11 protein-coding genes are annotated in these 11,083 nt (G+C 59.1%); 7 read left to right on the plus strand and 4 right to left on the minus strand.

Features of this window, described 5'->3' with window-relative positions; all coding sequences use genetic code 11:
• The first annotated feature begins 219 nt into the window (after positions 1–219).
• From uvrC to EL199_RS07880, 4 genes are read left to right on the plus strand one after another with little or no spacing between them, the layout of a single operon-like run.
• Positions 220–2,043, plus strand: coding sequence for an excinuclease ABC subunit UvrC (gene uvrC, locus EL199_RS07865; RefSeq protein WP_004142536.1), 1,824 nt, complete (start codon positions 220–222; stop codon positions 2,041–2,043).
• Complete coding sequence (gene pgsA, locus EL199_RS07870) at positions 2,044–2,649, plus strand: CDP-diacylglycerol--glycerol-3-phosphate 3-phosphatidyltransferase (RefSeq protein WP_004142534.1); 606 nt, start codon at positions 2,044–2,046, stop codon at positions 2,647–2,649.
• A gap of 39 nt (positions 2,650–2,688) precedes the next feature.
• The gene (gene rnt, locus EL199_RS07875) at positions 2,689–3,327 is read left to right on the plus strand and encodes a ribonuclease T (RefSeq protein WP_004142532.1); all 639 of its coding nucleotides are present in this window, start codon (positions 2,689–2,691) and stop codon (positions 3,325–3,327) included.
• Complete coding sequence (locus EL199_RS07880; RefSeq protein ID WP_004142530.1) at positions 3,324–3,899, plus strand: DUF2167 domain-containing protein; 576 nt, start codon at positions 3,324–3,326, stop codon at positions 3,897–3,899. The genes rnt and EL199_RS07880 overlap by 4 nt, the downstream gene beginning before the upstream one ends.
• 63 nt (positions 3,900–3,962) lie before the next feature.
• Here the strand turns inward: EL199_RS07880 and EL199_RS07885 are convergent, their stop codons facing one another.
• On the minus strand, positions 3,963–5,099 hold the full coding sequence (locus EL199_RS07885) for an acyltransferase family protein (RefSeq protein ID WP_004142528.1): 1,137 nt from the start codon (positions 5,097–5,099) through the stop codon (positions 3,963–3,965).
• Between the two features lie 121 nt (positions 5,100–5,220).
• Between EL199_RS07885 and EL199_RS07890 the strand changes: the two genes are divergently transcribed.
• Complete coding sequence (locus EL199_RS07890; RefSeq protein WP_004142526.1) at positions 5,221–5,451, plus strand: YdcH family protein; 231 nt, start codon at positions 5,221–5,223, stop codon at positions 5,449–5,451.
• Positions 5,452–5,504: 53 nt separating this feature from the next.
• A complete protein-coding gene (rlmD, locus tag EL199_RS07895; protein WP_004142524.1) occupies positions 5,505–6,797 on the plus strand; it encodes a 23S rRNA (uracil(1939)-C(5))-methyltransferase RlmD in 1,293 nt (430 codons plus the stop codon).
• A 113-nt stretch (positions 6,798–6,910) separates the two neighbouring features.
• On the opposite strand, the gene EL199_RS07900 is transcribed toward rlmD, so the two are convergent.
• A complete protein-coding gene (locus EL199_RS07900) occupies positions 6,911–7,828 on the minus strand; it encodes a cupin domain-containing protein (RefSeq protein ID WP_126316046.1) in 918 nt (305 codons plus the stop codon).
• Between the two features lie 190 nt (positions 7,829–8,018).
• Here EL199_RS07900 and EL199_RS07905 point away from each other — a divergent pair, with 190 nt between their 5' ends.
• Positions 8,019–8,354: a carboxymuconolactone decarboxylase family protein gene (locus EL199_RS07905; protein ID WP_004142521.1), complete on the plus strand. Its 336-nt coding sequence runs from the start codon at positions 8,019–8,021 to the stop codon at positions 8,352–8,354.
• Positions 8,355–8,472: 118 nt separating this feature from the next.
• On the opposite strand, the gene EL199_RS07910 is transcribed toward EL199_RS07905, so the two are convergent.
• Together EL199_RS07910 and purH are read right to left on the minus strand one after the other, a co-directional pair.
• Complete coding sequence (locus EL199_RS07910; protein WP_004142519.1) at positions 8,473–9,183, minus strand: DUF4198 domain-containing protein; 711 nt, start codon at positions 9,181–9,183, stop codon at positions 8,473–8,475.
• Between the two features lie 173 nt (positions 9,184–9,356).
• Entirely contained in the window at positions 9,357–10,922 is a 1,566-nt protein-coding gene (gene purH / locus EL199_RS07915) for a bifunctional phosphoribosylaminoimidazolecarboxamide formyltransferase/IMP cyclohydrolase (protein ID WP_004142517.1), read from the minus strand.
• Positions 10,923–11,083: the final 161 nt, after the last annotated feature.

An 11,083-nucleotide genomic window follows, 5' to 3' on the forward strand; every position in this document is an offset into this window, starting at 1 on the left:
CACCGTGGCGAGAGAGGGGTTGGGGTGAGGGCAGCAATCAATGGAAAAACAGGAATTTTGGTTCATCAATAACATTGCTCACCCCCTCCCCGACCCTCCCCCGCTCTGCGGGGGAGGGATTCAAATGGCAAACACGCCCTAAAACCTCATGCGGTGGCGGTTTCGGTTGTTTGACGGTGGGGCAAGCCCCACCCTACGTTATTTATTCAGTCAATTTTTATGAGTGAGCAGCAATCCCGGCAATTCGACCCGAAGACTTTTTTGAGTCATGTGGCAACGTTGCCGGGGGTTTATCAGATGCGCGATGCCGAGGGCAAGGTGCTTTATGTCGGCAAGGCGAAGAATTTGCGCAACCGCCTGTCCAGTTATTTCCGCGACAGCGGCATGAGCGCCAAGACGCGCGCCTTGATGCGGCAGGTGGTCGATATTGATACGACGATTACCCATACGGAAACGGAAGCGCTGATTCTGGAGAACAATCTCATCAAAGCGCATCTGCCGAAGTTCAATATTCTGCTGCGCGATGACAAGTCCTATCCGTATATCGTGTTGTCGGCGCATGCGTTTCCGCGCCTGTCGCTGCATCGCGGCGCGCGCAAGCAGGGCGAGTTTTTCGGCCCGTTTCCCAATGTGCAGGCGGCGCGCTATTCGCTGGAGGTACTCGCCAAGGTCTTCCGCGTGCGCCAATGCGAGGACAGTTTTTTTGCCGCGCGCAGCCGCCCCTGTTTGCAATATCAGATTGAGCGCTGCTATGCGCCGTGCGTGGGGTTTATTGATGAGAAGGCGTATGCGGAGACGGTTGCCCATACCCGCGATTTTTTGAATGGCCGCAGCGAGGTGCTGTTGCAGGAGCTGACCGCGAAGATGGAAGTGGCGGCGGAGGCGCGCGCGTATGAGCAGGCGGCGCTGTTGCGCGATCAGCTGGTGCAGTTGCGCAAGATTACGGAGAAACAGCATATGGTCGCGGGCGAGGCGGATGCGGATGTGCTGGCGGTGGCAACCGCTTACGGCGAGGCCTGTGTGCAGGTATTGTTTTACCGCGACGGGCATAGCGTGAGTTCGCAGGCGTTTTTCCCACGCCTGCCGGAGGAGACGCCGGAGGCGGAGGTGCTCGCCGCCTTTATTACGCAGTTTTATCATGAGCGCAACGTGCCGCCGCAGCTGGTGATTAGTCATGCGCTGGAAGGGGGCGAGACGATTGCCGCCTGGCTCGGCGAGAAAAGCGGGCGCAAGGTGTCGCTCAATGCGAAACCGCGCGAGGCGCGGCGCAAATGGCTGGAGTTGGCGGAGGAAAACGCGCGCTTGAGCCTCGGGCTGCGCCTCTCTGGCAAATTGACCATGCAGCAGCGCTTTGCCGCGCTGGCGGAAGCCTTTGCCTGGCCGGACGTGCCGGAGCGGCTGGAATGCATCGACATCAGCCACACCCAAGGCGAGGCGACGGTGGCGTCGTGCGTGGTCTTTGACCGCCGTGGCGCGCTGAAAAGCGATTACCGCCGCTATAACATCCGCGAAGTGACGGCGGGCGATGATTATGCCGCCATCCGCCAGACGGTCAGCCGCCGCTTTGAGCGCATCCAGAAAGGCGAAGGCGTGCTGCCCGATGTGCTGTTTATTGACGGCGGCAAGGGGCAGTTGCGGCAGGCGGTGGAAGTGTTCAACGAGCTTAGCATCAGCGGCGTGCATCTCGTCGGCGTCGCCAAGGGGCAGGGGCGCAAGGCGGGGTTGGAGCAGTTCTGGTTTCCGCATGAAGACGCACCGCGCTATCTGCCGTCGGACAGCCAGGCGATGCAGCTCATCGTGCAAATCCGCGACGAGGCGCACCGCTTCGCCATCACCGGACACCGCGCTGGGCGGGCAAAAAACAGCAAGCGCTCCCTCCTCGAACAAATCCCCGGCGTGGGTGCCAAACGCCGGCAGGCGCTGCTAAAATACTTTGGCGGCTTGGCGCAAATCCGCCGCGCCGGAGTCGAGGATCTGGCAAAAGTGCCGGGCGTCAGCGAGACGCTGGCAAAAGAAATTTATGCGGTATTACACGAGGGATAAATGATGAACGCCACACTCAAAAAATTCTTCAGCGGCTGGGCCATGAAGCTCACCATCCTGCGCGTCGCGCTCATCCCCCTCTTCATCATCACCTACTACTTCCACCCGGAAAGCTGGCAGCAATGGCTGTCGCTCTGGGTTTACACCATCGCCTGCATCAGCGACTTCCTCGACGGTTGGCTGGCGCGGCACCTCAAAGAAGAAAGCGCCTTCGGCGCGTTTCTCGATCCGGTGGCGGACAAACTGATGGTTGCCGCCGTGCTGATTGTCCTTGTCCAGCAAAACCCGGAAATCTGGTTGATGCTGTGCGCGCTCATCGTTATCGGTCGCGAAATCTGGATCTCCGCACTGCGCGAATGGATGAGCGGCATCGGTCACCGTGGCGTGGTCGCGGTCGCCAAAATCGGCAAATGGAAAACCACCGTGCAAATGTTCTCCATGGGCTTCCTCATCTTCCGCGAGCCGTGGCTCGGCCTGCCCATCTGGCGCATCGGCCAGGTGCTGATGCTCGTCGCCGCCGTCCTCACCCTCCTTTCCATGTGGCAATACACCGCCGCCGCTTACCGCTACTTCCGCGAAGCGATGACGACAGCGACGCCGCACTGAAACGTGTAGAATGCCGCGCGAATTTCCCCGGAACCCTACATGAACCCCACCCTCATCAGCCAACGCTTCCGTGGCTTCCTGCCGGTCGTCATTGACGTCGAGACCGGCGGCTTTGACGCCAAAAAAGACGCGCTGCTCGAACTCGCCGCCGTGCTGGTCAACTTTGACGAAAACCAGCGCCTTTGCCGCACCCACACCATCCACTACCACATCCACCCCTTTCCCGGCGCCAACATCGACCCCGAAGCGCTGAAAATCACCGGCATCGACCCCTACCACCCGCTGCGCCCGGCCTATCACGAAGACAAGGCGGCAGAGCGCTTCTTCGACGAAATCCGCGCCTACCAAAAACAACAAGAATGCACGCGCTCGATTCTCGTCGGCCACAACGCCACCTTCGACCTCGGCTTCATCAACGCGCTGGCCGAACGCACCGACTACAAACGCAACCCCTTTCACCCCTTCAGCGTCCTTGACACCGTATCCCTAGGCGCGCTCGCCTACGGCCAAACCGTGCTGGCGCGCATCGCCCGCCAGGGCGGCTTCGAATACGACAGCAGCAAAGCGCACGGCGCCAAATACGACGCAGAACTCACCGCCGACATCTTCTGCCACATCGTCAACACCTGGGCAGAAAAAGTCGGCTATAGCTGGCCTGCCAGCGAGGAGCAACCATGAACGACATCGCCACCCTGACCCCGCCGCAAGGCTGGAAACTGCTGAATGGCAGCCAAAAACAGCGCTTCATCAACGAACACCTGAGCGGTGCCGAAGACATCATCGCCATCGCCCTGCCGGATGGCGGCGACGGCAGCGTCTTCGCCCAACTCAGCTACCGCCCGGCGGGCTACGTCGATGAAAACATCCAGATAGACCCGACCCGCGTCCGCCAGGGCATCAGCGAAGACCTCGACATGCTCAACCAGGAAAGCGGACTCTCCGGCAACGACGCCGTGCGCTGGAAAACCTTTTCCCCCGCGCCCAAATACGACAGCGCCAACCACTGCGTCGAATACGGCGTTGAACTCACCATCGGCCAGGACAGCGTACTCAACCGCTACAAAATGTGCCTGGTGCGTAACGGCGCGGTCGTCCTCACCCTCGTCGGCACGCCTGCCGATAACCTCAACCTGCAAGAATGGCGCGTTACCCCGAAAGACAGCCTGCGCTACGAACGCTTCGACCCGCACAGCGACCCGCGCGCCGAAGGCACACTCATCAACCTGCTTTTGATGAACCGCTTTATCTGAAGCCGTCGCAAGCTATAAAAAAAGCCGGATAAACTCCGGCTTTCTTTTTGACATAATGCGGCCTTATTGAGCCTTTAAGCCAAATGCTATCCTTAACCAGCCAACCCGCCGCACACCTTCATAACACAAATAAGAAAAGACAAAGGTCAGCGTCAGCAGCAACAAATAATACTGCGTATTGGAAAGCGCCGGATCATCCAGTATCCAGCCGAGCATAATCACCAGCGGATGATGCACCAAATAAATGACAATCGCGGAATTGATAAGATAGCGCACGGTGCGGCTTGCCTCGCGTTGCACATGATAAAAATACCAGAACAACAAAAAGGCAATCGTGCCGGAAGATATCATTTGGTTGAGTCGCTGCAAAATCATGCCTTCCGTGTCTGCTGGAAAAAAATCATAAAAATACAATCCATTAAAATAACTCAGCGTGGTTGTCATGAGTGCCAACAGCGATAACAAAATTAAAGTGCGACGGCTTACGCGCTCCAGAATATCCTGATGATAATAAAGCAAGGCACCGGCGAAATAGAACGGATAATACTGCACGCCGTGGAGAATAAAAAAGTTGAATAACGTACTGATATCGCCGCCCAAATGCCATGATTCGCCATTCCAGTAAATGAGCGCGGCATAGCCAAGCCAGCCAATTGTCGCTACCAGAATACAAGGCAGCATGCCCATGCGTGCAAAAACACCACGCGGCAGCAGCATATCGACTCCGGCGAAAGTCATTAAACAAATCAGGAACCAGCCATGCATCACCCAGCGCCAAAAATCATAATGCGCCCACTGGTATTCCATGAAAATGCTACCGAATACCTGCAAAATAAAATTCACACCGAGGCAACCCAAAAGCAGCGGCAATAATACCCGCCGCAGGCGCGCCTGCCAGAAGATGCGCTTGTCCTTGCGCGCAAGCGTCATCTGCGCAAGAAAACCGGAGACAAGAAAAAACGCCTCCATACGGAAAAGGTGTTCGGGGTAAATCGTCGCGTAGAGCGGCATACTCTGGTGGTACGGGCTGGCATAGACAAAAGCGGCAAATGGCGACAGTACCGCTGCCGCATGCCAGAACACGCCGATAAGCATCAGTGCCGCGCGCAACTCGTCCAGCCCGTGAAAATAGCGCGGCGGAGGGGCGATTACAGTCTTGATAACAAGCTCCGGTAGCCAGAAAAGGGCGCCATTATTCACAATCGGCAAACAAATGGAAACTTACCTTTTCAAAACCCGCTACGCCGCGCCGTTGCTATATCCAAAGCAGGGCAAATAGGCTAAAATTGCAGCCAGGCCCAACAACATAAAGGAAACCCACATGTTACATGAATACCGCGACTTGATTGCCGAACTGCGCCAGAGTGACAACCACTTTGCCCGCCTGTTCAATGAGCACAACGCGCTCGATGAAGAAATCAACCGCATGGAGAGCGACCCTGCCATCTCGGCGAACAGTCATCAGGACATCGAACGCAAAAAACGGGAAAAACTGGCGCTGAAAGACAAAATCTACGATTACCTGCGCAAAGTAGAAGCCGAACGCGGCTAAACGCGCATGCAGCGAAGCCCCGTGCGAACGGGGCTTTAATTTTGCCCAAACTCATGAAAACCCTCACCTTAACCATCGACGGTTTTGATTACAACGCCCGTGGCGTTGCGCGACATGACGGCAAAACCGTCTTTGTCAGCGGCGCCTTGCCCGGCGAGCGCGTCGTTGCCCGCATCACCGCCGACAAAAAACGCTTCCTCGAAACAGACGCCGTACAAATCCTCGAACCCTCGCCCGCGCGCATCACCCCCGCCTGCGCCTACTACGACGACTGCGGCGGCTGCGCCCTGCAACACGCGGATGACGCCGCGCAACACCGGCTCAAAGAAACCGTCTGGCTGGAACAACTCGCACGCATCGGCAAAATCGCCCCCGAAACCGTCCTGCCTGCAATCAGCGGCGAGCCCTGGCATTACCGCTCGCGCGCCCGCCTCGCCTGGGACGACGCGCAACAAGCCCTCGGTTTCCGTGGTCGCGCCTCATCGCGCGTGGTGAACCTTGAACGCTGTCTCACCCTGCCAGCAGCTATCTCCGCCCGCCTGCCGGACATCCGCGCACTCTGCGCCCGCCTCGCACAACAAACCACCCTCCACGGTGTCGATATCAGCGAAGGCGACAGCGTCACCGTACTGCGCATCCGCCTGCAAAAAGCCGTCGGCGACCGCTTGGCCGCGGAAACCGTCGCCCGCTGGAACGAAAGCGCCGCACAACCGTGGCAAATCTGGCTGCAAAACGGGCGCGAAACCCGCAAACATCCGGCGGACGCACCCGCGCTCGCCTACACCCTGCCCGCTTACGACCTCACCATGCCCTACGCGCCGGACGACTTCACCCAGGTAAACAAGGCGCTCAACCGTGAACTGGTCACGCAGGCGCTCGCCGCCCTGCAAGTGCCGCCGGGCGCGCGCGTTCTCGACTTCTTCTGCGGGCTTGGCAACTTCACCCTGCCGCTGGCGCGTAGCGGTGCGGACGTACTTGGCCTTGAAGGCGTCGAAGAAATGGTGGTGCGCGCGACTGCCAACGCCGCCGCGCACGGCCTCGCTGCGCGCTGCCAATTCCGCCGCGCCGACCTCTTTACCGTCACCGCGAAACAACTGAAAGCCTGGGGCAAAGCGGAGCGCTGGCTGCTGGACCCGCCACGCGCCGGAGCGCAGGCGCTGTGCGAAGCGCTGGACGGCAAACACGCGCCCGCGCGCATCGTGTACGTCTCCTGTAACCCCGGCACCCTCGCCCGTGACGCCGGCATCCTCGCGCAAAAAGGCTACCGCATGGCAAGCGGCCGCCTGCTGCACATGTTCGCGCAGACGGCGCATGTGGAAAGTTTGGCGGTATTCGTGCGGAAATAATGTTGCTTCCCTGGTTTTCATGCGTCCGCAATATGCGATAAAAATCGCCGCAGTCAGTAACTGCGGCGACTTTGTAGGAATAATCCCATTCGGCATGGCGTCGCGCCAATGCATCAAGCATCCATGCTTTCATCGTTTTCACTTTGCCGCCGGTAACGTGCCGGGGTAATGCCAAATTGGGCTTTGAAGGCATTAATAAAAGCGGCTTCGGACTGGTAACCGGTTTCCTCGGCGACGCGGCTCACGGCATGGTTGCTGTCGCGCAGCATTTGCGCCGCCGCCGACATTTTCAGGGTACGGATGAAGGTTTGTACGCCGCTGCCCGCTGCCTGTTGGAATTTGCGCGCAAAGGTGGCGCGCGACATGCAGGCGATTTCCGCCAGCCCTTCAGTCGTGTAGGGCGCGAACGGGTCGGCGAGGATGCGGGCGAGGGCGCGGGCAAGGCCGGGGTCGGAAAAGAGCGCGGTCAGGCGGTGCTTTTCCGGCAATTCGCTGATGTGGCGCAGCGCGAGCAGCAGCAGGATTTCGCAGAGTGCGCGGATGATGGTGAGGCTGCCTTCATGCCGCGTCAGCGCTTCGTGATGAATGAGGGTGCAGAGTGCGGGCAGTTGTGGAATGTCGCCAAGCGAGACAAGTAGCGGCTCGGGCAAGATGCCGAGCAGGCTGACAGCCGCGCGGTTACGCACTTGGTAGAAACCGCAGAGCATCCGCAGCGGTTCGCCGCCGCTGTCGTTGCACAGTTGCAGCAGGCCGTTGCGCGTGTCTTCGCGAAAGCTGCCGTTACCTTCGCCAGCGTAGATGGTGTGCTGGCTGCCCGCAGTGAGCATGAAGAAATCACCGGCTTGCAGCGCGTATTGATGTCCGCCGGTGGCGATGGTGCAACTGCCTTCGAGCAGAAGGTGAAACCAGGCGGTGCCGGGGGTGTCCGGTTCGTGCACCATATGGAAGGGCGCTTGCAGGTGGCAGTACACTTCGATGCGGGTTTGCAGGTCGAGCAGCTCAAGCAGGCGGTCAATGCTGTCCAATGTCATTCTCCGTATTGTGTCCTGCCGCATTATAACGGCGCGTTTTTTGGGCTTTTATGACAACACTCTAAGGCGTTTTCCGGCTATGCGTGGCGAGAATGACGGAGACGGCAGACGATAAAGCAGTTTCTTGCGACGATGCGTCAGTCCATCCGCGCTAAAATTACATCCTCTTTTATGTAACCCGGAGTAAACCATGCTGGACTGGAAAAATTACCGTCTGAAATTAAAGAACCGCATTGGCGCTTTTGGCAAATTGCAGCCGAAAACCTTGCAAGGCTATCAGGCATTAAGCCAGGCGGGGGAAGATAGCCCGCTCGATTTGAAAACGCGCGAATTGATTGCGCTCGCCGTTGCCGTCACGACGCATTGCGATGGCTGTATTACCGTGCATGTGGAAGCGGCAATCAAAGCGGGCTGCACGCGCGAGGAAATTGCCGGGGCATTGGGTGTTGCAGTTGCCATGAATGCCGGTGCGGCAATGGTTTATTCGGCGCGTGTACTTGATGCTTATGAGGCAAGCCAAGATTAAAGAGATTCCTTAAAGAAATTCCTTGATGAGTTGACAGGATTGCCACGGTTCGCCGTGGCTTTTTTATTATTCCATTAAAAAACGCCACGAATGCGTGGCGTTTTTGCGGTATGGCAATTTATTTTTTCTTGGCCGATTTGAAAGAAAGGGTGGCGACGTTGCGTTGCAGATGGGCGTGCGCGTCGTCCGGGGTGGGATGGTTCACCAGCGCGGCGACAACGTTGTGGCCGTTGTTGCGCACGGTGAGTTCGGCCTGGCCTTTGGCATCGGTTTTGACGCGGTTGCCGAAGTCGTTGATGTAATCGGCGGTGATTTCCACGTCTGCCTGTGGCTTACCGGCAACATACACGGTGACGTTCAGCTTGTCGCCCTGCTTCAGGGTGGAAGGGTCAGTCGCCGGAATGATTTGTGCGGGCAGGTCAAAGGGCTTCATCTCGCCCTGGTAGGGTTTCAGCAGGCTGATGTTGTATTTGAGCGAGGTGGAGGTGTCCGCCGGTTTGCTGATGGCGCTTTTTTCCACCGCTTTCCATTTGCCGTTTTCGTCTTTCTCCCAGTAGCCGTTGTCAAAGAAGGCGGTGAGGACGGCGGCATCATCGGCAACTTCCACGCTGCTGTGGTGGTCGTGCGTTTTCACTTCCGCCTTGGTCTCTTTGAAATCAGCGGTGTAGGCCTTGACGAAGCGGACGTTTTCCGGCTTGTAGGAATCGTCGGCATAACCCATGCCATAGACGACGCCAAGTTCGCCATAGTGCGGGGCAATCCAGACGCCGTGGGCGAGGGCAGCGGTTGCGGGCGCCAGTAGGGCGGCGGCGAGTAGCAGTTTTTTCATGTGTACTCCGGTTGGTTTTGCAGGATGCCCGCACAGCGGGTGGCGTGATGGTATCGCAGTTTTACGGACAAGTCTCGTTTTTTATTGGGGTTTATGGAATCTGAAAGGGCGCGTGCGGCATGAAAAAACGCCGCAACGGCGGCGTTTTGATGGGATGCTGAAGGGCAGGGCGCTTAGTGACGGAAATGGCGCATGCCGGTGAAAATCATGGCGATGCCGTGTTCGTTGGCGGCGGTGATGACTTCTTCGTCGCGTACTGAACCGCCGGGCTGGATGATGGCGCGCACGCCCGCGGCAGCGGCAGCGTCCACGCCGTCGCGGAAGGGGAAGAAGGCATCGCTCGCCAGTACGCTGCCGTGGGTGTCCAGGCCTTCGTTTTGGGCTTTTAGGACGGCGATTTGTGAGGCGAAGACGCGGCTGGTCTGCCCGGCGCCGATGCCGATGGTGGCACGGTTTTTGGCAAGCACGATGGCGTTGGACTTGACGGTTTTGGCGATTTTCCAGGCAAAGAGCAGGTCGTGCAGTTCTTCCGGCGCGGGTTCGCGCGCGCTGACGGTTTTCAGGTTTTCGCTGTTGATGATGCCGCTGTCCCATTCCTGGACGAGCAGGCCGCCGTGGATGCTGGTCAGTTGCCATTCCTGGGCGAGGTGGCCGTCGCTTTTGATTTCAAGGACGCGGATGTTCGGTTTTTGCGCGAGCACTTGTAGCGCTTCGTCGTCGTAGGCGGGCGCGAGCAGCACTTCAACGAACTGGCGGCTGATGATTTCGCGCGCGGTCGCGCCGTCCAGGCCGCGGTTGAAGGCGATGATGCCGCCAAAGGCCGAGGTGCTGTCGCAGCGGTGCGCGGCGTCGTAGGCGGCGAGGATGTTGTCGCCCAGCGCGGCGCCGCAGGGGTTGGCATGTTTGACGATGATGCAGGCGGGGTGTTCGGGGAAGCGCAGCACGGTTTGCAGGGCGGCGTCGGCGTCGGCGAGGTTGTTGTAGGAGAGTTCTTTGCCCTGGATTTGTTTGGCGGTGGCGAGCGTCGCGCCTGCCGCCTTGCGGCTGGTGTAGAAGGCCGCCTGTTGGTGCGGGTTTTCGCCGTAGCGCAGGACGCTGTGCAGTTGGTAGTCGGCGTGGTAGTGCTGCGGGAAGCCGTCCGCCTGCGCGCCAAAGCGCGGGGTGAAGTGGTTGGCGATGGCACGGTCGTAGTCGGCGGTGTGGTCGAAGGCTTTGGCCATCAGGCGCTGGCGCAGTTCGAGGTCAAAGGCGCCGCGCTCAATGGCGGTGATGACTTCGGGGTAGTCGGCCGGGCTGACGACGACGCCGACGGATTCGTAGTTTTTCGCCGCCGCGCGCACGAGTGCCGGGCCGCCGATGTCGATGTTTTCCACCGCTTCTTCCAGGGTAACGCCCGGCTTGTCGATGGTTTCGCGGAAGGGGTAGAGGTTGACGATGACGAGGTCAATCGGCGCGATGTCGTGTTCGTGCATCACCGCGTCGTCGGTGCCGCGGCGGCCGAGGATGCCGCCGTGGATTTTCGGATGCAGGGTTTTGACGCGCCCGGCCATGATTTCGGGGAAGGCGGTGTGCTCGCTGACGTCTTTGACGGCAATGCCGGCATCGCGCAGCGCCTGCGCCGTGCCGCCGGTGGAGAGGATTTCGACGCCACAGGCGATGAGGCGGGTGGCAAATTCGACGAGGCCGCTTTTGTCGGATACGCTGATGAGCGCGCGGCGCGGGGTTACGGGATGGGTCATGGCGGGCTCCGGTAAGTTGCAAAACGGCGCTTATGATACCGGAGTTGGCGCGGCTTTGCCGCCTGCGGGCGGCGCGTGTCATTATGGTAACGCCCCCTTTTCGCTTTGCCGTTTTGTTAAAATACGCGCGATTTTTTCAACACGAGCGATGGTTCGCGTGC

The sequence above is a fragment of the Cardiobacterium hominis genome, assembly GCF_900637305.1.
GTDB classification, from domain to species: Bacteria; Pseudomonadota; Gammaproteobacteria; order Cardiobacteriales; family Cardiobacteriaceae; genus Cardiobacterium; species Cardiobacterium hominis.

Coding starts and splice junctions, on each gene's coding strand:
- uvrC (WP_004142536.1), top strand. CDS start 220: ATGAGTGAGCAGCAATCCCGGCAATTCGACCCGAAGACTTTTTTGAGT.
- pgsA (WP_004142534.1), top strand. CDS start 2,044: ATGATGAACGCCACACTCAAAAAATTCTTCAGCGGCTGGGCCATGAAG.
- rnt (WP_004142532.1), top strand. CDS start 2,689: ATGAACCCCACCCTCATCAGCCAACGCTTCCGTGGCTTCCTGCCGGTC.
- EL199_RS07880 (WP_004142530.1), top strand. CDS start 3,324: ATGAACGACATCGCCACCCTGACCCCGCCGCAAGGCTGGAAACTGCTG.
- EL199_RS07890 (WP_004142526.1), top strand. CDS start 5,221: ATGTTACATGAATACCGCGACTTGATTGCCGAACTGCGCCAGAGTGAC.
- rlmD (WP_004142524.1), top strand. CDS start 5,505: ATGAAAACCCTCACCTTAACCATCGACGGTTTTGATTACAACGCCCGT.
- EL199_RS07900 (WP_126316046.1), bottom strand. CDS start 7,828: ATGACATTGGACAGCATTGACCGCCTGCTTGAGCTGCTCGACCTGCAA.
- EL199_RS07905 (WP_004142521.1), top strand. CDS start 8,019: ATGCTGGACTGGAAAAATTACCGTCTGAAATTAAAGAACCGCATTGGC.
- EL199_RS07910 (WP_004142519.1), bottom strand. CDS start 9,183: ATGAAAAAACTGCTACTCGCCGCCGCCCTACTGGCGCCCGCAACCGCT.
- purH (WP_004142517.1), bottom strand. CDS start 10,922: ATGACCCATCCCGTAACCCCGCGCCGCGCGCTCATCAGCGTATCCGAC.